Genomic DNA, 22,601 nt, shown 5'->3' with positions numbered 1-22,601 from the left:
GAAGAATAAATATTATGGCTAAAGCAAATGAAATAAAACGTGGCGATGCGGTCACATACAATGGAAAACTTCTTCTTGTTAAAGACATCGATGTTCAAAGTCCTAGTGCTCGCGGTGCCAGTACACTGTATAAAATGCGTTTTACCGATGTAAAAAACGGAGGTAAAGTAGAAGAACGTTTCAAAGGTGATGATATTATCGAAACCATTGAACTTTCTCGTCGTCCAGTCAGTTTTTCTTATATTGATGGCGATGAATATGTGTTTATGGACAATGAAGACTATACGCCATTTATCTTCAAAAAAGAACAAATTGAAGAAGAGTTACTGTTCATTCCAGAAGGTGGTATGAATGGCATTCAAGTGTTGATGGCAGATGGTGATGTGATTGCCTTAGAATTACCACAAACAGTAGATTTAGAAATTATTGAAACCTCACCAAGCATCAAAGGTGCTTCAGCAAGTGCTCGCACTAAACCAGCCACATTATCAACGGGTCTTGTTATACAAGTACCTGAATACATTGATAACCATGAAAAAATCAAAATTCATATTGCTGAACGTCGTTACATGAGCCGTGCTGAGTAATCTATAAAATTGTGATGAATACATATAATCAAAATAAATTACATAAACGATTGCGTCGCTTAACTGGCGAGGCAATCGCTGATTTTAATATGATCGAAGATGGCGATCGTATTATGGTATGTTTATCAGGTGGTAAAGATAGCTATACTCTACTTGATATCCTTATTAATTTGAAAATGAGCGCACCGATCAACTTTGAATTAATAGCGGTAAATTTAGATCAAAAGCAACCAGGATTTCCTGAACATATTCTACCTCAATATTTAGAATCATTAGGTATTGAGTATAAGATCGTACAGGAAAATACTTACGGTATTGTGAAAGAAAAGATCCCTGAAGGTAAAACTACCTGTTCGCTTTGCTCACGCTTACGACGGGGGATATTATACCGCACGGCAACCGAACTGGGCGCGACCAAAATAGCATTAGGGCATCATCGTGATGATATTTTAGAAACCCTGTTTTTAAATATGTTCTATGGTGGTAAGCTAAAAGCCATGCCTCCCAAACTGATGAATGATTCTGGTGAGCATATTATTATCCGTCCCCTTGCTTATTGCAAAGAGAAGGATATTGCCAAATATGCTGAAATTAAGCAGTTCCCAATTATTCCTTGTAATCTTTGTGGTTCACAACCAAATTTACAACGTCAAGTCATTAAAGAGATGCTAAATGAGTGGGATAAAAAATATCCAGGTCGTATTGAAACTATGTTCCGAGCTACCCAAAATATTACTCTGTCTCACTTATGTGACACTAACCTTTTTGATTTTAGAGGAATCAAAAAAGGGGATAATGCCGTGAATGGCGGTGATATTGCTTTTGACCGCGAAGAGATTGCTCCCACCAGGAGTTTTGATGCCTCAGAACTTGAAGAGCAAGATTTGATCCTATGGAAAGAAGCAAAATAACCCCTTTCAAATAGTGAATATCCATTATCGGCTAACTACCCTCTATTAACCGATAATGGATCACCTAAACTATTACGTTAACCACTTTTGCCAACTCTGATTGACAATCTGTTTTTCTTGATAAAATTGTAAATTATTGACTGTACTTGGTAATAATTGCAGCGCAAGCTGATGAATTTTATTACGCATGTTAATATAAGCGTGAGTTAATTGCTTAGCTTCATGACTGTCCATAATTTGATAATGAGTGGCTAACTCCAATATTCGAACATTGTCACTCCAAGCGGTCATTTTAGGATGTGTATTAGCATAATTGAGCACCAAATATTGTGATAAAAATTCAATGTCACCAATGCCACCTTCATCAATTTTGAGGTTAAACAGTTCAGTTTGGTGAGTTCCTAAATAATTTCGCATTTTTTCACGCATTTGCCTAACTTCAATTTTTAATTGGTTTTCATCACGTGGTTTGCAAAGCACTTCGTGACGAATTTGGTTGAAACGTTTTATTAGGGCACTTTCACCATAAACTGCACGAGCTCTTACTAAAGCTTGATGTTCCCATGTCCATGCTTCATTCATTTGATAATCAGCAAAGGAATCTAAACTGCATGCGAGTAAGCCAGCATCGCCTTGTGGGCGTAATCTGACATCCACTTCATAGAGGATACCAAAACTAGTACGCACATTGAATAAGTGAATAATACGTTGAACCAAGCGTAAATAAAATTGGCGACTATCAATCTGTTTCTCACCATTAGTGAGGCTATTTGCAGGACAATCATGCAGAAAAACCAAATCCAGATCAGAACCATATCCCAACTCCCAACCGCCTAATTTACCATAAGCAACCACAATTATTCCTTTATCATTATGGGCTAAATGGGCTGGTTTACCATAACGTTCAATCATCTGATTCCAAGCCATTTGTACAACAAAATCAAGTAATGCTTCCGCCACATAAGTCAGGTGATCACTGACTTTCATAGTGGATAATACATGTTCCACATCGGCTGCGGCAATGTGCAATAATTGCATCTGTTTAAATTGACGCAAGGCTTCTAATTGCTGTTCTTCATCGTCAATTTGAATGCGTAATAAGTATTGATAAAGTTGACTTTTATACTCATTAGGTGCAACCGTTTGATAAAGTGAATTAATATCAATTAATTCATCTAATAAAATTGGATAGTGAGCCAGTTGATCACTAATCATTGGGGATGCACTACATAAACGAATCAACTGCCTTAATGCACTTGGATATTCGAGCAATAGCTCTAAATAAGTCGTACGACTAACAATGTTTACCAATAAAGGGAAAATGCGCAAAAAAACCATGATTGCCTGAGGTTCATTACAAACAGCATCTAATATACGAGGCATTAATTGATCGAGTATTTCACGCCCACGTACACCTATTGTACGTTTACCAATATCATTACGAAATTGAATAAGCATTTGACAAAGTTGCTCTGCTTCGCTATCTGAATAGTTTGGCAATACAGCTTGTATATCACTTAATTGCAAATCAGGAACCCATAGATCATCAAACAGATCATTATATTGTTTTGTGCTCGGGATCGATTGTGAATCATCGTTACCAATAAGGGTATCAAATATCTGGCGATTTTGTTGCATACGAATAGCTAACTGTTGACTAAATTCTGACCAATTCGAAAATCCCATATTGGTAGCTAAACGAATTTGGTCAAGTTCTTCTTCTGGTAATGTCTGAGTTTGCTCATCATTAATCGCTTGCAGTAAATTTTCGCAGCGGCGTAAAAATAAGTAATTGTTCCGTAATTGAGCAACTTCATTAGTATCAAGCAGTGCTTCTTGTTCAATTACCTGTAACGCAGTAAGTAAGGAACGTGTTTGTAATCCTATGACACGGCCTCCTCGAATCAGTTGAAAAACCTGTACAATAAATTCGATTTCGCGAATGCCACCCGCGCCTAGTTTAATATTGTTTTTTAAACCACGACGACGCACTTCACGTTCAATCATACTTTTCATATTACGCAGTGATTGTAAAACACTAAAATCAATATAACGACGATAGACAAAAGGTTTAAGCATTTGGTAAAGTTCTTTGCTATAGGGATCTTGTTGATCTCCTAATACTTTTACCTTAACCATAGCATAACGTTCCCAATCTCGCCCTTGTTCTTGGTAATAATCTTCCATAGATGAAAAACTTAAAACTAAAGGTCCTCCCTCTCCAAGTGGGCGTAATCGCATATCCACACGGTATACAAATCCATCTTCGGTAAGATTATCGAGTACTTTTATTAAACGTTGTCCTAAGCGAGTAAAAAATACAGCATTATCCAGTTCTCGCCGACCACCTTGTGTTTGCCCATGTTCAGGATAAGTAAAAATTAAATCAATATCGGAGGAAAAATTCAGTTCTCCTCCTCCTAATTTTCCCATACCCAATACCAACAAAGGTTGACGTTTACCTTGATGACTATACGGTGTTCCCCACTCTTTACAACTTAATTCATATAACCAATCACGTGCCGTTACAATTATGACCTCAGCGAGTTCACTTAATTGAGTTAATATTTGTTCATCGCTACTGGTATGAATTAGTTGTGACCATTCAAGCCTTACTAACATATAACGTCTAAATAATCTTAATGCTTTCATCAATGCCATTTCATCTGAGACAGATGTTAATTGTTCATTAAGCCATTGTTGGTAATAAGACCTTTCGTCAGCTTGTGGTGGGTATTGAATAATATTTGCAAGCCACTTAGGATATCGATAGAAAGTATCGACCATAAAATCACTTTGCACCAAAATATTTAGATTATCCTGAACATAATCTGGATCACATTGTGATAATTGTGATGTTATTTTCTGCTTTTGTTGATTCAAAATTTCAGATTGTGACATATCCTTTTCTCGTATTAATGACGATATTCGCTTACCTTATCTACATCTAATATTACTCTTTATTTAACTGTGCAATTAACATTAGTTTCAAAACTGTATTTACTGGACTGTAAGCAAAATCAGAAACGGAATGAATACTCGTGATTGCTTGCTGCCACTGTTTAAATTCAGATTCATTTGCAATATCGTGATTAGCTAAAATTTCACTTATTTGAAGTAATAGTTGTTGATAAAACGCAAGATCAGTATTTTCGAGTGCATACTCTTCGTTTTTTTGCCAAAAATTTAATAGACTTGATAAATCATGTTGAATTTGCAAGCAAAAAGGTGTGCAATTAAGTGGTACGTTTTTCAATAATCGATAACCACGTGACGCCTTACTTTGTGAAAAAAGATGTAAATTAAATCTGCTCAACTCAATGGCAAAGTTGATTAAATCATCTTTATTTCCTTGTTTTATCTCTAATTCAACTTCTTGTATTAATTTTGATTTACCATCTGAGATGATTTCTCCTTGATCTAAGGCGACTTCAATTTCGCTATTAGCAAATGAAATTAACCATGTTTGCCGATCAAAATGTGTTGAAAATAAAGGGTGCAGCATTTTTTGTAAATTTGTGATATTACAATCTTTGGGAAAGGCACTGCTTGGAAGCAATGTTAAGTCGAGATGGTCATCTGGTAGATTAGCATTAAATTCAGAACGTTCATGTAGACCAGCAACAGCTTTGTTACCATGTTTTATGGTTATTTCAAATTGTTTACCGAACTTATTTTGTGTTCCCCTGATACGTAAACCATAGCCATTTGATCGTAAATAGTAATCTTGAGTATCATAATAAGTATTATAAAGCTTTAGTTCATTAATGTTGTTTTGAATTTTTGAAGCGGTTTCAAATTCAGCTTGATCACAACTTGTCCATTGATTTAAAAAAAGTTTCAAATCATGAATATTGTTAGTTGCAATTCCAAATTTTAATTCGATTTCTTTCATTATGTTCAGTTAAATCAGTTAATTTTTTATATCATATACTGATTTTCCCAATAAATACACTTAATCCATTGCTAACAAAAACGGTTATTTTTGCAGAGAACAAAGTCAGGCAAATAAACCATTATTATCCATTAATTATGGATAGTTACTTTGTTCAACAATACTTTCTTTCTCTCATAAACTTGTTATCGGTATTCCTTAAAGTGGGTAGGGGTGTGCAAACATAATGGCAATGTTATTGTTTATTCATGCTTTCAATATTAATTTCCTCAAAACGATTACTTGAATTGTTCTCAGGGATATTCATACATGACATGAAGAAAATTTATTAATAATCATTATTATTGCTCAACAATACGTTTGATCGCTTCATCAGATAAACGATAACTGATAGAATTTTCAATGGCAATACATGAATTATTTTACCTATTGCCCGTTAGTTAAGCGGGCATTGATAGGCATTAAAAATAAATTCTAACTATAATGCTATTATTGAAAAAATTATTTTACCACTCTAAATGGATTGGTCTTTTTCGCAGGAGGTGCTTTGGATTGATTATTTTGCTTGTCTTGTAACATTCGATATTGAGGTTCATCCTCAAATCCCATTCCTACTCCATTTTCACGAGCATAGATCGCTTCGATGGCAGACATAGGGACAACGATATGTTGTGGTACACCTGAAAAGCGAGCATTAAATTCAATTTGCTCATTATTCGATATGTATTGACCTACGGATTGTGGTGCAATGTTTAAAACAATCTGATTATTCTGTACAAACTCTTGTGGAACTAATACTCCATAAATAGAAGTATTCACCACAATATAGGGAGTTAAATCATTATCCAGAATCCAATCATAAAAAGCCCTAAATAAATAAGGGCGGCGAGGAGTCATTTGCTCAAGTTCCATAAAAAAATACCTTGTATAACAAATAGTGCTAGTTAGATAAAATTATTTTATTATGCTCTCATCTTTCTTTCATCATCGGTAAGAGACTGAGTAAAAGCAGGACGTTCAAAAATCCGCGCCATATAATTTAAATAATTTTTTTCAGCGACTTTAGGTAAATCGATATCAAGCATTGGTAGGCGCCATAATAATGGAGCAAAATAACAATCACATAAAGTAAAATCATCACTCATAAAATAATCTTTTTCTTTAAAGATAACTGAAATCGAAACAAGATCATCCAATAAGTTTTTACGGGCGGTTTTAGCTGCATTGCTATTAGGATCGGCAATAATAGTTTCGTAAGCGCAATACCACTCTTTTTTGATACGATACATGGTTAAGCGAGCGTTTGCGCGGAGAATAGGATAAACCGGCATCAAAGGAGGATGTGGGAATCGTTCATCAAGATATTCTAATGCAATATGAGGTTCGTATAAAGTGAGATCGCGATCAATTAACGTTGGGATAGTTGCATATGGATTGAGATCCAATAATTCTTGAGGTAAATCATCTGCGGTTACAAATTCGATTTCAGCAGTCACACCTTTTTCTGCCAGTACAAAACGAATCTGATGGCCGTAAATATCTGTTGTATCACAAAATAATGTCATAACAGAACGTTTATTAACAGCAACAACCATGCTCACTCCCAATAACCAAAGTTAAAATAAGTTAGTTTAGTAACTATTCTAACAAATTGGATAACAAATTTGTTAAAAAATTGCATTTTATTGCTATCTTTCTTGTAAGGAATTATTTTCAGACAAGAAGTTTAAGGTTAACTATACGTTTGAGTAAAAAATGATCGTTCTATTGGTTGTAATCTTTAAATTTAAAAGATTAGGATTATAGCAAATAGACTATATGGCATTTAATCACTCACTTCCATGGCTGTTGTAAATATGATAATAATTAGCCATAAAAAAACCCAGCTTTTGACTGGGTTTTGAAAACAACTTTGTAACGTATGCAATTAACGTTTGCTGAATTGTGGACGACGACGTGCTTTGCGCAGACCCACTTTTTTACGTTCAACTTGACGAGCATCACGAGTAACAAAACCTGCTTGACGTAATGCAGAACGTAATGTTTCGTCATATTCCATTAATGCACGAGTAATACCGTGGCGAATCGCACCAGCTTGACCCGAAATACCTCCACCTTTAACAGTGATGTATAGATCAAGTTTGTCAGTCATTTCAACTAACTCTAAAGGTTGCATAACAACCATACGAGCAGTATCACGACCAAAGTATTGTTCTAATGAACGTTTATTAATAACGATATTTCCACTACCTGGTTTAATGAACACGCGAGCAGCAGAACTTTTGCGGCGACCTGTACCGTAATATTGATTATCAGCCATCTTCTATCCCCTTAAATATCTAGTACTTGCGGTTGTTGTGCCGCATGATTGTGCTCACTACCAGCATAAACTTTTAGTTTACGGTACATTGCACGACCAAGAGGACCTTTCGGTAACATGCCTTTTACAGCAATTTCGATGACTTGTTCAGGATGACGTTCAATCATTTCTCTAAAAGTCGCTTCTTTAAGTCCACCGATGTAGCCAGTATGACGATAATAAATTTTATCAGTGCGTTTTTTGCCTGTTACAGCAACTTTTTCTGCATTGATAACAATGATATAGTCACCAGTATCAACATGTGGTGTATATTCTGCTTTGTGTTTACCACGCAAACGGCTTGCGATTTCAGTAGCTAAACGACCTAACGTTTTACCTGCTGCATCAACAACATACCAGTCGCGTTTAACTGTTTCTGGTTTAGCTGAAAAAGTACTCATTCGTAATTATCCAATTTTTTAATTAATCTCACGTTAATAAATCACTTGATTTATTTACACTTTTTGATTGTTGCTATTAACTAACTAACCCCTTCGAGTTGTTACATTAACTTTGACAACCGAAAACAACGTTGGGAAAAACGTTGTTGTAACGTGGGTGCCAATATTATACAGAAATATTATAAAAGTGCTAGCGTAAAAATAAAAAATCATGGCGAGAATAAACGCTTGCTGTTAAACTTAAAATCATAGATAAATCATAGAGTATTGATACCATGAATACGACCATTACACTGTCTGAAAAAGATTATATAAGTCAAGGATTACACCGCAAATGTTATCATCATCCTAAAGATGCAAATCAATGCATTAAAGTTAATTATAATGAAGGAGCAGAAGAAGAAACCAACCGCGAAATTGCCTATTATAAACATCTTATTAAACGAAATATATCGTTTGATGCATTAGCTAAATATTATGGGCCTGTTTCAACCAATTATGGTAAAGGTCATATCTTTGAGCTGGTTCGAGATTATAATGGCAAAACCGCAACGCCACTGGAACAATATCTTGCTGATAACTTGTTAACCGAAAAATATTTTGATTCCTTAGTCATGGGACTTAAAGAGTTAAAATCCGCATTATTGAAAGATCGTATTATTACCATGACCATCAAAAGTAAGAACATCTTATTTCAACATTTAAATGAAACAAATAGTCGTTTGATTATTATCGATAATATCGGCAATTCTACTTTTATTCCAATAGCAAATTACCTTCCTTATTTTGCTAAATCTAAAATTGAACGTACTTGGCAGCGCTTTTTAGTATCTATCGTTAAAGAAAATAGCAATAACCCTTTGATTACTCGTTTAATTGACGCGGTGAATCAGTAAGTTGTAATTGCGCAATCGCACCTTTCGTATTGTCAGATCGATTTTTTAATGTAAATAGACCATGGTGTAACTTAGCAATACGATTAACAATACTCAAACCAAGCCCAATACCGTTATGCTTACGATCCATACGGAAAAAGGCTTGAGTAAGTTTTTCACTTTTGGATTCGTCAATGCCTGCCCCCTCATCTTCCACACTTATAATGATATTTTTATTATCTTTATAGCAACTTACCACTATTTTGGTGTTTTTTGGGCTGTATCGATAACTGTTTTCAACTAAATTACGCAATAGTAACCTAATCAAAGTAACATCACCATTAAATAAAAGATTCGAGTCAGGTATATTCCATTCAATTGATTGAAATTTCTGTTTGGTTAATTCCGTTAATTCATCGGATAATGGGAACATAATATCATGATAAAAATTAATTTGTTGATATTGTCCAACGGTAAATTTTTGACTAGCACGCGCTAACATCAATAATTGCTCAACAGTATTGACCAAACGGTCAATTCTGTCGATTAATTCTGTACAATCAATCTTGTTTTTTGTTTCTAATAATTCTAAATGTAAACGAATGCCAGCAAGTGGCGTTCGCATTTCGTGCGCCACATCGGCAGTAAAAAGTCGTTCTTGTGCTAAAGTTGTATTAAGTCGAATAAACAGATTATTTAGTACTGAAGTGATGGACTTTATTTCACGCATATTACTAATCGGCAAAATGGGTTTTAAATTTTCTTCAGTGCGCTGATTAAGATCTTTTTCCAAAATCTCTAACGGTTTGGTAATCCATTTAATCGCTTTATAGGCTAAAAATAATGTCACTAACATCATGGTAAAAGCAGAACAAAACAGAGCAAAAATGGCTTCAAGTTCTTCATGCTCAACCACTTCATCAATTTTATTTTGGCTCAGTGTTAAATTCACCAATACATCAATTTGTTCCTTACTTTCATGCCATAACCAAAAGACGGTGATAATTTGGCAAATGAGCATAATTGCGCCTAAAGTAAAAAAAAGATTCCAGCGAATACTGTGACGAATATTACTAACAGATTTTACGATCATAATAAGTTTATTTATTTAATAGGTAATTAAGAACCATCGCTAAGTTGATAGCCATAGCCACGAACAGTTCGAATAAAATTTTTCCCGAGTTTATTACGTAATCCATGAATATAAACTTCCAAGACGTTTGAGCTGGGATCGCTTTGCCAATCATAAAGATCATTTTGCAGTAAATCACGATGCACCTTTTCACCTGCTTTTAACATCAATCGAGACAAAACAATAAACTCTTTAGGTGTTAATATTATTTCTTCATTATTGAGAGTCACTTTTTGCTGTTTGATGTCAATAGTAATTGAACTATAACTAATTAAATTATCAGCGGTTCCTTGATTACGACGAATTAATGCCCGTACTCTAGCTAATAATTCCGTTAAAGCAAAAGGTTTGATTAAATAGTCATCAGCACCTAAATCTAAACCTTCGACTCTATCCTCAATTGTATCGCGAGCGGTAAGAATAAGGACGGGTGTATCAATTTGCTTTTTTCGCCATCGGGTAAGCAATTCTAAACCATCACAATCCGGTAAACCCAGATCTAAAATAATCAAACTAAATTGCCCAAATTGGATAAATTGTTCAGCCTGCTTACCTGTCGATGCTATCTCGCACACATAATTATTGGATGTAATACCATCATACAGACCTTTTTGTAACAAACTATCATCTTCAACAATAAGTATTTTCATTATCATTTACTCTAATCGGAATTTAGTGATCAAGTCGATAGTTGATGACTTATTATAAATTTAGCTTGGCATAATAAATCGGTTAATGACAATTTATCAGATAACTATCGATTAAATAATTTAGTTATATGTATCCAGCATTTTTTTATTATCAATGAAGATACAATGCTTACAATAAATCCAACAAAAATATCTAATGGCCAATGTACCCCTAGATAGATACGACTCCAACTGACCAACAATGCAACTAATGCCAATAAAGATAAAGTTGTTTTAGTTCGCTGCGTTTTATTAAAAAAAGCAGTAAAAAATAGAGTCCATACAAAGACCGTATGTTGGCTTGGTAGCGAGCTTGTTTTATCATGAAAAAGGTAATTCGTTCCGACATCTACTGCAAATGGTCGTGGAGAATAAAATAGATGACGAATAATAAAAGTAATCAATAATGCAATTGCTAAACCTATTACCATTTTAATGATAAGCTGCCGATAATTAGGATGAATAAACCAATCAATACTCATAATAATAATAGGGACATAGACTAAATATTTAGCACAAAAAATAGCAAAGTTAACAAATGATTTCGATGCTTGATCCGACGCATTGATTAATAGAAAAATTTGGGTATTAAAATCATGCCACATTGATCATTACCAGATTAATTACAGTTATTCATAATTTAATGCATAAATCTTAAAAGAACCTTAATAACAAAATACTCAATTAATCAATAAATTTTTATCAAACAAAATCGTTAAATGATTCATTATTTTGCATGAAACAAACGACTTTTTGTTAAAAACGATACAACAATATCTAGAAATAAACAAATGATAAAATAAACAATGATAACAAATAAAAATATTTCGGTCGGATACACCATACTGCGATTATTAATTTGTGTGGCAATAAAAGTAAATTCGGCAACACCAACGATATAAGCCAAGGAAGTATCTTTAATTAGCGACACCCATTGATTAACAAAAGATGGCATCATCATTTTAATAGCTTGAGGTAAAATAATATAGATAATAACTTGGGTTTTAGAGAATCCTAAGGAAAATGCAGCTTGCCACTGATCTTTCGCCACAGCAATCATACCGGCATTCACACAATGGCCAATGTAAGCAGCACCAATAACAGATAATGCAAAAACAACGGTTGTAATTGCCGGTACATTCACATTAAGTAATACAGGCAATAAAAAATAAGTCCAAAATATGAGCATAATCACTGGAATTGCTCTTAAAAAGCCTAGCACACTAATGAATAAAGAGCGAACAAGACCTTTAGTCACCGTTAATCCAACGCCAGCTAAAATCCCTATAAAAGTTGAAAACACAATCGCTGCTAAACTCATTAAGAGTGTTAAAAATATTCCGCCAGGAAAGTTACCCCACATCATATAACTTAAATTATGATAAATAACTTCTAAACCTTTAAGTTCCATAATAAGTCACTACACCTTATTTCTTATTTGGATGTGCTTGGCTTGATAAATGTTGCCTAATGTGCCAATTATTACAATAGCCAAAATATATAAAAATGTTGCGATAGCAAAGTCTTGAAAAGTTTTTAATGATTCGGTTTCAACTTGCCTTGAAACATAAGATAGCTCTAATACTCCTATCGCCATTGTTAGTGATGAATTTTTGACAATATTCATATATTGACCAATTAGGGGAGGAAAGGCGATACCAAAACTTTGAGGTAAAATTATAAAACGCATACTTTCCCACCATGTTAATCCCAATGCTAAAGCTGCTTGTTGTTGCCCTACTCTCACGCCTGCCATACCTGCTCTAAATTCTTCTGCAATAAAAGCACTGGAATAACATGTCAATCCAATAAAACCAATAATAAATTCAAATGATGGCATTTTTAATGTAAAAAACCATAACTGAATCTGTGGTTCGTCAAACAACCATATTTTAAATTCGTTGGGCAGCAAGTTTCCAATACCAAAATACCAAAAGAACAGTTGAGGTAATAATGGAGAATAACGAAAAATTGCGTTATATCCTATTACAATACCTTTAACCAATTTAATTCGACTTTGCTGAGCAACAAACAGCAAAAAACCCAAAATGGTCGAAAAAACGATAGTAAGAAATGAGATGGCTAAGGTTACTAAAAAACCGTCCCATAACCACCATAAATAGCGAGATTCAATTAATTGATCTAACATGATTTATTCGCTTTGACCTATTTTAAATTCACCACGAGGCATTGCTGATTTAGTATTAGGACCAAACCAACGATTATAAATCGTTAATGCTTCGCCATCTGTTTCAAGATTTACTAATATTTGGTTTATCTTGTTTTTTAAACGCGTTTCTCCTTTTGCAATACCAACCGCTTGATATTCTTGCGTAAGACTAAATGGTGAAATTTCGAAAGCCTCACGCTGTGCTTCTGGTACATTGGCAAGTAAACCAATTAATTTAGCATCATCTTGAGTAATCGCTTGCACCACACCATTACGTAACGCAGCAAACGCAAAGGGTGTATCATCATAAGAAATCACTTTCGCTGTTGGATACTTTTCCCTAAGGGTAATCTCCATAACAGTACCTTTGTCAGCGCCAATTCGTAGACTTTTCAGATCGTCGGGTGTTTTAAGTATGCCCTTTTTAGCAATAAATTTTTGACCAGTAGCAAAATAGGGCAAACTAAAATCGACTGTTTTTGCTCTTTCATCCGTTACCGTAAAGTTTGCCACAATTAAATCTGCTTTTTGTGAAGTTAATAATGGAACCCGATTAGCAGGATTAGTGGGTACCAATTCAACTTTGACATTTAATGCTTTGGCAATAGCATTGGCATAATCCACATCAAGACCGGTAATTTTATTCGTTTTTTCATCAATAAAACCAAAAGGCGGATTACTATCAAATACGGCTATTTTAATAACACCTTGCTTTTCAATATTATCTAAGCGATCGGCAAAAGCAGAATTCGCACTTAATAATGCGCCGATAATAGCCATCATTATTAGCAGTTTAGTAAGAAATTTCATTTTATACCTCAATAAAAGTTATATTTGATATCTGAAAAGTCTATCAACAAAAAAATGATATGGATAAATAACAAATCATCACATAGTTATAACTAAAAGTTATATTAAGGTAATTAAATTTGCTAGTTAAAATCGCTAATAGATTGAAAATAAGCTATTTTTAACAAAAAGATGAAAATGATAATAATTAGATCTTATATTAAAGAGTAATAATTAAAAAAACACATCTTTAAATTCATAGATGCAAGGAAAATAATTACCTCTTGCATTAAGGTAAATACGTTGGAAAATAATTGGCTATTAAAATTGAGATTGGGAAGGATATTCAGATAAATAAAAAAATAGCATACTCGATAAAAAGAAATCCTTTTGAGAAGGACTCAAGTGTGTTATATCACTCTGAAAGGTATTAATAAATAGAGTGTAATATGTGGAAGGATGAAGTAGATTAGACTCAGTAAACACACATTAAACCAATACCACCTGAATGCTATTAATAAATAATGACATCGCATCTATCGTAATCAAACTAGTTAAATAATAGCAAATATGCATAAATAAAAGATAAACAGATGGTTATTCTGTTCTTGCTAAAATACCCATCAATAATTTGCCTGTTGATGGGTCAATCATGATTGTTGCACTGCACTTATTAATTATTTATTGTTAATTTTTCCTAAATTATCTAGCTAATTGTGAAATCACCATTACCTATCCAAATATTTCACTATCAACAAAAAAATAAGAAATTTCACGTTCTGCTGATGCAAAAGAATCGGACCCATGCACGGCATTTTCTCTCACATTGGTAGCAAAATCTGCTCTTAAAGTACCAGCAGTAGCTTTAGATAGATCAGCGGGTCCCATAAGTTGTCGGTAACGTTCAATGGCATTTTCACCTTGCAAAACTTGAACAACAATTGGACCAGACATCATAAATTTTATTAAATTAGCAAAAAAAGGGGTGTTTTGATGCTCAGCATAAAAACCTTCAGCTTGTTCTTGTGTTAATTTCACCATTTTTATTGCAATAATGTTAAGTTTAGCTTGGCAAATACGTGTTTGAATTTCACCAATAATCTGTTTTTTTACAGCATCAGGTTTAATAATACAGAGCGTTTTTTCTAGAGCCATGTTAATGTTCCTTTATTCATCTGAAATAAAATTAATTCGTACAATTTGTCCACTTTCGTCTAACACCAGTAAACGATGTTTCCCATTTTTGTTTACTGTTAAAGCAACTTTTTCATTATCCTTGGAGTTAGCGACTAAAACTCCATCTAGAAACCACCATTTTTCGCCAAATCCACCTTCAGGAATTAAATCAATTGTGACTTGGTTATTACCGGGTAACGCCCTAATCAATTGGTTATTCCGTAAACCAACGATATTAAGTGAGGCGAAGATATCTTTATTCATTACAGGACAATTTTTATCAATGGGAGGCAATAATGCTTGTCTTCGTTCTTTGGTTAACAACCAATTTTCTAATGAAACAGGCCACAAGGCTATTGTTTTTTTTTGTGCTCCTGTACAATCAGCGGCAACACGCTTACCTCGTTCATTTACCCAAATGTTTATCCAACTTGAATGGTAAATATTGTTTTTTAATTCACTCACGGTACTTAATGTTGGTGGTAACAGATTATTTAATACCCATGCTGTTTTTTGACGATGGCAATTAACATCTGAATCGGGAAGTGGCTGACCTGATGGCCAACAAATTTTCTCAATCGATACCGATTCAGGTTTCTCATAAGCAGGGAGAGGTTGATTTAAGCGCCTTTCTCTATTTAATAATATTGAATTAACTTGTTGCAAAATTGGCAATGCTGACATTGAACCATACTGCCCAACAACAGGAGTACCGTCAGGGCGCCCTACCCAAATACCAATTAAATATCGAGGATTTATACCAACAGCCCAAGCATCACGATAACCATAACTGGTTCCTGTTTTAAAAGCTAATAAATTGTTATTCATTAGCATTTGCCGAGTAATCCATGCACTACCATTAGAGATAAAGGGTTTATTAATCAAGGGATCGGATTGAGTAAATCGTAAGGGACTAACATTACCCTGCCTTGCAAATGCACTGTATGCACTAATAAGGTTATCCATCCTAAGCGAGGCTCCACCTAATATATAGGAAATATTTGGTTCATTGGCAATAGAAAATAAAGGTAAACCAATGCCAGCAAGTTTTCCTGCAAACTTTTTTGGGCCGTATAACTCAATCAATTGGACTGCTGGTAAATTTAATGATTGATTTAATGCATCAGAGACACTTACAGGTCCATGAAAACCTTCATCAAAATTAGTTGGTCGATAATCGGAGGTAATACGTGGAACATCTTGTAATAACGATTCAGAATGGACCATACCTTCATCGAGAGCAAATGCATAAATGAATGGCTTGAGTGTTGAACCAGGAGATCGTAACGCTCTAATCATATCAACTTGACCAAAACGCTCTTTATCATTAAAGTCAGCTGAACCTACATACCCTTTAACTGTCATATCTGCATGATCTACCACTAAAATTGCTAATGAAGTTTTAGGCGGTAATTGTTGTTTTCGATTAATAGCAAGATCTTCTAAAATATACTGAATAGAAACATCAATAGTGGAATGAATCGTATTATCATTAGGATATTGCTGTTTTAATCTATAAGCCAATAATGGGGCTAACTGTGGCGTTTTTCGTGGATAAACCCAAACTTCGTCTCGTCGAATTTGATCAATTAACTCTTTTGGCCAAACATCATACTGTGCAAGTCTATCTAATATTTTGTCACGAGCTAGCGTAGCTCTTCGAGGAAATCGATCTGGCCTTAATCGACTTGGAGCTTGAGGCAATACCGCTAATAATACTGCCTCACTTCGAGTTAAGGCTTTAGGTTGTTTACCAAAATAAGACCAGCTAGCGGCACCAATACCTTCTATGGTTCCCCCATAGGGAGCATGATTAATATATAAAGTTAAAATCTCTTGTTTAGTGTAATGGAGTTCAAGTTGCAAAGTCCGAAAAATTTGTTTTAATTTACCAATCAAAGTTCGATCATGAGGAGCAAGTAACCTAGCCACTTGCATTGAAATGGTACTACCACCCGAAATAATTTTATTACTCGATAAATTTTGCCAAGCAGCTCGAAATAACGATAATGGATTAATACCAATATGATGATAAAAATAACGATCCTCATAATGTAATAATACATCAAGATAATAATCAGGAACTTCATCAAGGCTTACCGAATAACGCCAAATACCTTTTTCATCAGCAAATCGCCATAAAGGAGTTTCATCTTGAGCAACAACGGTTTGTGTTGTTTTATTTTGCGAAATTGATAATGGAAAAAGAAAATCAGCAACAAAAAAGCCGCCGACTAACGATAACAATAAAAAGATAAATAATTTATTAAAAAACTTTTTCATTATTGGTATTCGTCTATCTAATACAATTAAAAAAGCAATTCCGCCAATGCTATTGACGGAGTAATCAATGAAATTTATCTGAGTAAGGGTATTCAAATCCTTTACTATCACTTAATTAATTACTTTTTTTATTGGAACCGATATCGTCATTAAGCTCGGAGATTGCCCAATAGCAAATCGATCAGGACGGTACATTGATTCAACATAAGGATGAGGAATCATATAATTTCCTGTTGTTACTGCTCTCACTAAGTAAGCAACACGTTTATGATATTTTTTTTGTCCGATATCATTTTGGATATTCACAGCAGCCACATATCGATCATCTCTGAACTCCTGATATTTAAGTTGACTTACGTCATCATCTTTCAATAAAGATGCTATGCTAGGGATGGATGATAGATGCACGCTACTATTAGAAAGATTCTGATTTTCAAGTTCTAATCCAGCTGGTAAGTAATCAACAATCAATGCATCATGAACAGGTTCTTTGGATGTTACATCTAAAATCACTACCATTATGGTTCCTACTTCTAATTGCGATGGGTTAATCTTGTTACCCAGCAAATCGTAATAGGTTCGACTAATGTTAAAAAAGCCATCTTGTGATGTTGGTGCTGGAGCAGTTTGTCCATAACCAGAAAGAGAGAATTTAAGATAAAGAGGTTGATTATATTTTGAATTGTTAATAGATAACCCTTTCGTTAAGGCTTCATAATGATAGGAATTTGAGAAGATTGAATTTACCTTAGCAACGTTATCATTTATTGCCAGTTTAAATTTATTGTCCTTTTTATGTTGCTCTAATGACCAACCAGCAATAAACAATGCATTCAATTCCTGAGTTGAGTAATAGCGTTTTTCATTTAATAATTCAGATAGAATAAATAGAAAACTGGCTTGATCTTTTTGAGCCATATCGTTTTCAATCAATAATGATAAAATTAATGCTTGGTCACGAATTTTGCTACCATAATTACCTAGCCATTTACTATAGTTAAATGGAGTTGTGAAGATTAATGGTAATAATTTGTCATAAATAGATGTCATGCCATTTATCTTCGCACTTACTGATAATTGTGCCAAAGGTAATGGGGAGTAAACAAACGATGTATCATGATTGATTTTATTAGATAAATAATTGATTTCATTTCGCATTGCTGAGGAAATCTTACTGTATTTGGATAAAATCATTAGCGCATAAGCTTTAATAGACAACTTTTCAAACTCAAGTTCTTTTTCATTCCCGTAATAATAAAGATGGTTAAATGAAGATGAATCATAAACATATTGACCAAGACGCATCATTGCGGCATCAAGTGCTTTATCATTTACCTGATAACCTCGTTCTTTAGCTTGCAATAAAAAGTCAGTGGCATAAACAGTAAGCCAATGTTCTTCTTCACTATGACTACTCCATAAACCAAAACTGCCATTACTCCGTTGCATTGATAAAATGCGTAAAATGCCTATATGAACCTTTTCACGGCGTTTGTCATCAGAATCGGTTTTAATACCTAACTGTGCAAGCTGTTCATTGTTCGCATATAAAGATGGGAATAATCCACTGATTGTCTGTTCTAAACAACCATAAGGATAAGCAAATAAACTTTTAATATATTGAGCGATGTTCAGTGGAGGTTGATTAGAGACGACCAATTGCCCTTCAACGGTATTTTTAATCAATTCAGTTAATGCTTGGTCAGGTAATTTCCAACTTTTATTTTCATCTAACACTGCCTGATAATATCTTAATGTTGGAGCGTAAGCTGGTCTTACACCTATATTCCAAGAACGACGAATGTTAAAATCTTTATTATCATCCATGACAATACCTTTCACATCAACAGTTATAGTACCTATACCATAACCAAAGTTTGCAGCAACAGGAATCTGAATAATATGTTTTTGTTTGCTATCAAGTTTGACAGAAATAGATTTGGCATCATTTTGATGAATCAAACCTGTGGTTGATATTTCAACTTGCATAGTTTGGATCGTATCAGTCAAATTATGAAGATCTAACGCTAATACAGCCTGATCTCCGCCGGATAAAAATCGCGGAGTGGATAATTCGGCAATCACAGGCGCTGCTACCTTTATCGTTTTTTCTGCTTTACCAAAACGATTGTCATCCCATGCTTGCGCCATTATGCGCAATTCACCATTGAAATTAGGTAATTGTAAATCAACAATACCTTCGCCCTGATCATTTAATTGAATAGTTTCTAATTGTTGAGCAACAATAAAAACATCATTAGACGGTTTTTTTCCACCAGTGCCCATTGCATCACCACCAAAGCTCATAGTAACATTACGCCCTGAAGCTTCAATTAAGCTACCATAAACATCAAAAATATCAACATCATAACGTTTACGTCCTAAAAAGCCAACGTAAGGATCTGGCGTAACATAATCAGTAATATTTAGTACACCCGAATCAACAGCAGAAACTAACACTATGACTTTTTTATCTTTTTGAATAAATTGCTTATCCATTTTGATTTTAATTGGCACAATACTTTCTGGATGCACTTGTTTTAGAGAATCGATTGAGATATTTAAATGACGCTTAGTTGTATCAGTAGGTAAATAAAGTAAACCCATTGCTCGTTTTACTGTTTGTATTGCTGCATCAGTCGATGGGCGTATTATCATGGCATTAATATAAATATCATGTCTTCCCCAATTTTCAATTGGTATATCGACATCCAAACCATTTTCGCCTACAGTAATTGCTTTTTTCCAAATGATACCATCATTTGTTTCAAGAGAGATGTAACCAGATCCTACAACTGGAGCTTGAACATTGACTTTAGCCACATCTCCGACATGATAAAAGGGTTTATCAATACTTAACTTGACTTGATCGGGGCGCACTGATTTCGTACCATGTGTATTATCCTCCCAATCGTAACCTGACCAGAAGCGAAAACTTGTCACTACTTTAGAGTCTGCATCAATAACTTCAATACGATAAGATCCATAATCACTGCTCAAATAGCTTATTTTAGTCGTACTCCCCACTTCAATGGATAATTGATCCTCAGAAATAACAATGTCACTGGAATTATAATTTACTTGCCAGCCATCTTCGTTTGACCAAGTCCAATAATATTGACGACGCTCATGAATCAGTCTTGTTTTTAAGGAATTTGTACCAAGTTTTTCACCCTCTAAATTGACATAAGCAATTTCAAATTCTGCATTAGTCCCGATATCAACGGTTGGACGCTCATAATAATTATCACTGTTCCAATCATAATATGGTGAATCCGCAAATAAAGCTCGAATTGCTGGTAATTTATTTGCAGGCCAAATGGTTTGAGTAGCATAACGCGTAATAGGTCTACCACCTGAATCCAGCAGACTCGCTTGTAGAACCACTTTGACTGGAGAACGTAAGTTTGACCAACTATTTTTCTTAATATGAAGCTGTTTTAAGCCATTGTTATCTAATTTCTCCTCAAACGAACCAAGTTCACTGTAGAGATTAGCGTCTGTTACTGAACCAATTTTAAAATCGGCTAATCCAGCAATAGAATCAACTTTCTTTAAATACACATTAGCATCTAGGCGATTATCTGATGCTGGTGCACCATACAAATACCAACCTTTGATATCAAAGTAAACGTCTTCATCGCTTAATATTGGACCGCTGGATGAACTGGTTATTTCCATCGCCATACGTTCTGGCAAAAATTCTTCCACTTTAAAATACCAATAACGATAAATGTCATCCCCTAGATTGAAACGAATTGACCATTTACCTGTTGCTGCATCAGATGGAATAACATAATTAGCCTGATATAAACCATTCGTATCAGCATTGCTTTTTAATTGAAAATTTTTAACTACTCGTCCATTAGCTGAAATCATATCTGCTATAATTGGTTGGTTAGGCAATGGTTGTCCATCGGCATTACGTAATAATGCATTAAAATAGACAGTTTCATCTGGACGATAAAGATCTCGGGGTCCAAAAACAAATAATTGCTTGTCATAATAAGGTGTGCCTGATAAATCGAATTCAGTCAGATTAAGGGCATTGCGATCAATATATATAAATGAAGTTTGTTTTCCATCGCTGGCTGTCAATACCCGATATTCATCATTGTTATCCATAGTGAATTCAGCATAACCATCTTGGTCTGTCTTTTCTAAAATATATTGACAATTGTTATCTACTTTTCCACGATTACGACAAGCTATTTCAACATTTGCAAGAGGCTTACCATCATCCAATCCATAAGCCATAACCGTAAATTTATGATTTTTATAGTTATGAACTGAAATTCCAATATTACTTATTGAAAATAGGGTTGCTGGATTTGATTCGTTGTAAGTCCCAGATTCATTCATCACGGCAACATAAACGCCTTCCTGATTAAGTTCATTAATTTTTGAAAGGTTGACTAGAACAGTTTCTTGAGCATTGGGTTTAGGATTAAGATCAAAACGTGACGAATATACTAAATCGGCATAGCCATTCATCTCTTCTGAACGCCAAACTGAAAGTTTATTAATAAAGCCAAATTTATGAATAAAATCACTTAATTTATCGGGCTTAATTTTAAAAAAGTTAATGTCGACCTTATTAACATTCAATGTGGTGACAGGTAATCCACTCATGGATTTACTCGGTAATAATAATCCAGTACTGGCAAAATTCACCATGGGATGACGATCTTGAGTCGTTAATTCTTTTTCATAAACTGATTGTAAACGACTGTTATTAATTGCCGTTAACATTTTATCGATCGTTAATGCTAATTTACGATTTGGTGCAAGATAACGATGTCGTAATTCCAAACCATTATCAGACAACTCCCAGACACCATCGACTACACCGGTTTCCTTATCGACTAATCTCAGTAAATTTGTAAAATTTAATTTGGGTAGAAGTGGAACAGAAAAAGTCACAACTAGAGTACTTGATCCATCAAGAATGATCTCTGAGCAATCAAGAATTTCTAGTTTTTTATCTTTATATTTTTCGATTAAATCAGGTGTTGGATTAAATACAATAGGTGATTGCAAATCAATATTCACATTTTGCGTCGAGCTATTTTTTTTGTTATCCATTATCTTTGTCATAAGCTCGTTATCATTGGCTTGAGCACATAGCGTTAAAAACAAACTTAATATCGCTAAGTGTTTAATCAATATCATGATTTCACCCATTTACCCTTTTATTTCACAAAATGATGTGATTATTTTTTATCAATATTATGCACTGTCAGTAAACGTTTAGCAAAAAATCTTTATAATAGGAATTGTTTATAAAATGATAAATCAAATTTTTAACAGAATTTTTCAGAAAAACTGATTTGA

General features: G+C 34.2%; 17 protein-coding genes and 1 pseudogene. 3 read left to right on the top strand and 15 right to left on the bottom strand.

Annotated features, from left to right (window positions below):
* Positions 1-14: 14 nt before the first annotated feature.
* Positions 15-587, top strand: coding sequence for an elongation factor P-like protein YeiP (gene yeiP / locus J4T76_RS08920; RefSeq protein ID WP_267340441.1), 573 nt, complete (start codon positions 15-17; stop codon positions 585-587).
* A gap of 14 nt (positions 588-601) precedes the next feature.
* The gene (ttcA, locus tag J4T76_RS08915) at positions 602-1,498 is read left to right on the top strand and encodes a tRNA 2-thiocytidine(32) synthetase TtcA (protein WP_267340442.1); all 897 of its coding nucleotides are present in this window, start codon (positions 602-604) and stop codon (positions 1,496-1,498) included.
* A 72-nt stretch (positions 1,499-1,570) separates the two neighbouring features.
* Here ttcA and glnE read toward each other — a convergent pair.
* The 6 genes and pseudogenes from glnE to rplM all read right to left on the bottom strand — a co-directional run.
* Positions 1,571-4,321 (bottom strand): annotated as a pseudogene (gene glnE, locus J4T76_RS08910) (bifunctional [glutamate--ammonia ligase]-adenylyl-L-tyrosine phosphorylase/[glutamate--ammonia-ligase] adenylyltransferase); the annotation flags it as partial.
* 130 nt (positions 4,322-4,451) lie between these two features.
* Positions 4,452-5,393, bottom strand: a complete 942-nt coding sequence (locus J4T76_RS08905) for a CYTH domain-containing protein (RefSeq protein WP_267345656.1) — start codon at positions 5,391-5,393, stop codon at positions 4,452-4,454.
* A gap of 501 nt (positions 5,394-5,894) precedes the next feature.
* The gene (locus J4T76_RS08900) at positions 5,895-6,305 is read right to left on the bottom strand and encodes a ClpXP protease specificity-enhancing factor (RefSeq protein ID WP_267340446.1); all 411 of its coding nucleotides are present in this window, start codon (positions 6,303-6,305) and stop codon (positions 5,895-5,897) included.
* 50 nt (positions 6,306-6,355) lie between these two features.
* Positions 6,356-6,988 (bottom strand): glutathione S-transferase N-terminal domain-containing protein, encoded by a 633-nt coding sequence (locus tag J4T76_RS08895; protein WP_267340447.1) that lies wholly within the window; start codon positions 6,986-6,988, stop codon positions 6,356-6,358.
* Positions 6,989-7,320: 332 nt separating this feature from the next.
* The gene (gene rpsI, locus J4T76_RS08890) at positions 7,321-7,713 is read right to left on the bottom strand and encodes a 30S ribosomal protein S9 (protein ID WP_034915459.1); all 393 of its coding nucleotides are present in this window, start codon (positions 7,711-7,713) and stop codon (positions 7,321-7,323) included.
* A gap of 11 nt (positions 7,714-7,724) precedes the next feature.
* Positions 7,725-8,153, bottom strand: a complete 429-nt coding sequence (gene rplM, locus J4T76_RS08885) for a 50S ribosomal protein L13 (protein ID WP_267340451.1) — start codon at positions 8,151-8,153, stop codon at positions 7,725-7,727.
* 275 nt (positions 8,154-8,428) lie between these two features.
* On the opposite strand from rplM, the gene J4T76_RS08880 reads away from it, so the two are divergent.
* On the top strand, positions 8,429-9,049 hold the full coding sequence (locus tag J4T76_RS08880; protein WP_267340452.1) for a YrbL family protein: 621 nt from the start codon (positions 8,429-8,431) through the stop codon (positions 9,047-9,049).
* On the opposite strand, the gene pmrB is transcribed toward J4T76_RS08880, so the two are convergent.
* The 9 genes from pmrB to J4T76_RS08835 form a co-directional block, all read right to left on the bottom strand.
* Positions 9,018-10,121: a two-component system sensor histidine kinase PmrB gene (gene pmrB, locus J4T76_RS08875; RefSeq protein WP_267340454.1), complete on the bottom strand. Its 1,104-nt coding sequence runs from the start codon at positions 10,119-10,121 to the stop codon at positions 9,018-9,020. The genes J4T76_RS08880 and pmrB overlap by 32 nt on opposite strands.
* Positions 10,122-10,147: 26 nt before the next feature.
* Positions 10,148-10,810: a two-component system response regulator PmrA gene (gene pmrA, locus J4T76_RS08870; RefSeq protein WP_267345651.1), complete on the bottom strand. Its 663-nt coding sequence runs from the start codon at positions 10,808-10,810 to the stop codon at positions 10,148-10,150.
* 104 nt (positions 10,811-10,914) lie between these two features.
* Positions 10,915-11,454 (bottom strand): phosphatase PAP2 family protein, encoded by a 540-nt coding sequence (locus J4T76_RS08865; protein WP_267340457.1) that lies wholly within the window; start codon positions 11,452-11,454, stop codon positions 10,915-10,917.
* 122 nt (positions 11,455-11,576) lie between these two features.
* On the bottom strand, positions 11,577-12,260 hold the full coding sequence (locus J4T76_RS08860; RefSeq protein ID WP_267355676.1) for an amino acid ABC transporter permease: 684 nt from the start codon (positions 12,258-12,260) through the stop codon (positions 11,577-11,579).
* 9 nt (positions 12,261-12,269) lie between these two features.
* Positions 12,270-12,998 carry an amino acid ABC transporter permease gene (locus tag J4T76_RS08855; protein ID WP_267345649.1) on the bottom strand — a complete coding sequence of 243 codons (729 nt, stop codon included), beginning with the start codon at positions 12,996-12,998 and terminating at the stop codon, positions 12,270-12,272.
* Between the two features lie 3 nt (positions 12,999-13,001).
* Positions 13,002-13,802, bottom strand: a complete 801-nt coding sequence (locus J4T76_RS08850) for an ABC transporter substrate-binding protein (RefSeq protein ID WP_416380312.1) — start codon at positions 13,800-13,802, stop codon at positions 13,002-13,004.
* A 738-nt stretch (positions 13,803-14,540) separates the two neighbouring features.
* Complete coding sequence (gene ndk / locus J4T76_RS08845; protein ID WP_267340462.1) at positions 14,541-14,963, bottom strand: nucleoside-diphosphate kinase; 423 nt, start codon at positions 14,961-14,963, stop codon at positions 14,541-14,543.
* 12 nt (positions 14,964-14,975) lie between these two features.
* Positions 14,976-17,267, bottom strand: coding sequence for a penicillin-binding protein 1C (gene pbpC / locus J4T76_RS08840; RefSeq protein ID WP_267355674.1), 2,292 nt, complete (start codon positions 17,265-17,267; stop codon positions 14,976-14,978).
* A 111-nt stretch (positions 17,268-17,378) separates the two neighbouring features.
* Positions 17,379-22,439 (bottom strand): alpha-2-macroglobulin family protein, encoded by a 5,061-nt coding sequence (locus J4T76_RS08835; protein ID WP_267354661.1) that lies wholly within the window; start codon positions 22,437-22,439, stop codon positions 17,379-17,381.
* Positions 22,440-22,601: the final 162 nt, after the last annotated feature.

The organism is Gilliamella sp. B3022, from assembly GCF_028751545.1.
Taxonomy (GTDB): Bacteria; Pseudomonadota; Gammaproteobacteria; order Enterobacterales; family Orbaceae; genus Gilliamella.
The sequence above is the reverse complement of the archived record's forward strand: the minus strand, read 5'-3'. Positions and strand labels throughout refer to the sequence as shown.

What these genes read in the sequence shown, in the direction of transcription:
- yeiP (WP_267340441.1), top strand. Translation starts at nt 15, where the DNA reads ATGGCTAAAGCAAATGAAATAAAACGTGGCGATGCGGTCACATACAAT.
- ttcA (WP_267340442.1), top strand. Translation starts at nt 602, where the DNA reads ATGAATACATATAATCAAAATAAATTACATAAACGATTGCGTCGCTTA.
- J4T76_RS08905 (WP_267345656.1), bottom strand. Translation starts at nt 5,393, where the DNA reads ATGAAAGAAATCGAATTAAAATTTGGAATTGCAACTAACAATATTCAT.
- J4T76_RS08900 (WP_267340446.1), bottom strand. Translation starts at nt 6,305, where the DNA reads ATGGAACTTGAGCAAATGACTCCTCGCCGCCCTTATTTATTTAGGGCT.
- J4T76_RS08895 (WP_267340447.1), bottom strand. Translation starts at nt 6,988, where the DNA reads ATGGTTGTTGCTGTTAATAAACGTTCTGTTATGACATTATTTTGTGAT.
- rpsI (WP_034915459.1), bottom strand. Translation starts at nt 7,713, where the DNA reads ATGGCTGATAATCAATATTACGGTACAGGTCGCCGCAAAAGTTCTGCT.
- rplM (WP_267340451.1), bottom strand. Translation starts at nt 8,153, where the DNA reads ATGAGTACTTTTTCAGCTAAACCAGAAACAGTTAAACGCGACTGGTAT.
- J4T76_RS08880 (WP_267340452.1), top strand. Translation starts at nt 8,429, where the DNA reads ATGAATACGACCATTACACTGTCTGAAAAAGATTATATAAGTCAAGGA.
- pmrB (WP_267340454.1), bottom strand. Translation starts at nt 10,121, where the DNA reads ATGATCGTAAAATCTGTTAGTAATATTCGTCACAGTATTCGCTGGAAT.
- pmrA (WP_267345651.1), bottom strand. Translation starts at nt 10,810, where the DNA reads ATGAAAATACTTATTGTTGAAGATGATAGTTTGTTACAAAAAGGTCTG.
- J4T76_RS08865 (WP_267340457.1), bottom strand. Translation starts at nt 11,454, where the DNA reads ATGTGGCATGATTTTAATACCCAAATTTTTCTATTAATCAATGCGTCG.
- J4T76_RS08860 (WP_267355676.1), bottom strand. Translation starts at nt 12,260, where the DNA reads ATGGAACTTAAAGGTTTAGAAGTTATTTATCATAATTTAAGTTATATG.
- J4T76_RS08855 (WP_267345649.1), bottom strand. Translation starts at nt 12,998, where the DNA reads ATGTTAGATCAATTAATTGAATCTCGCTATTTATGGTGGTTATGGGAC.
- J4T76_RS08850 (WP_416380312.1), bottom strand. Translation starts at nt 13,802, where the DNA reads ATGATGGCTATTATCGGCGCATTATTAAGTGCGAATTCTGCTTTTGCC.
- ndk (WP_267340462.1), bottom strand. Translation starts at nt 14,963, where the DNA reads ATGGCTCTAGAAAAAACGCTCTGTATTATTAAACCTGATGCTGTAAAA.
- pbpC (WP_267355674.1), bottom strand. Translation starts at nt 17,267, where the DNA reads ATGAAAAAGTTTTTTAATAAATTATTTATCTTTTTATTGTTATCGTTA.
- J4T76_RS08835 (WP_267354661.1), bottom strand. Translation starts at nt 22,439, where the DNA reads ATGATATTGATTAAACACTTAGCGATATTAAGTTTGTTTTTAACGCTA.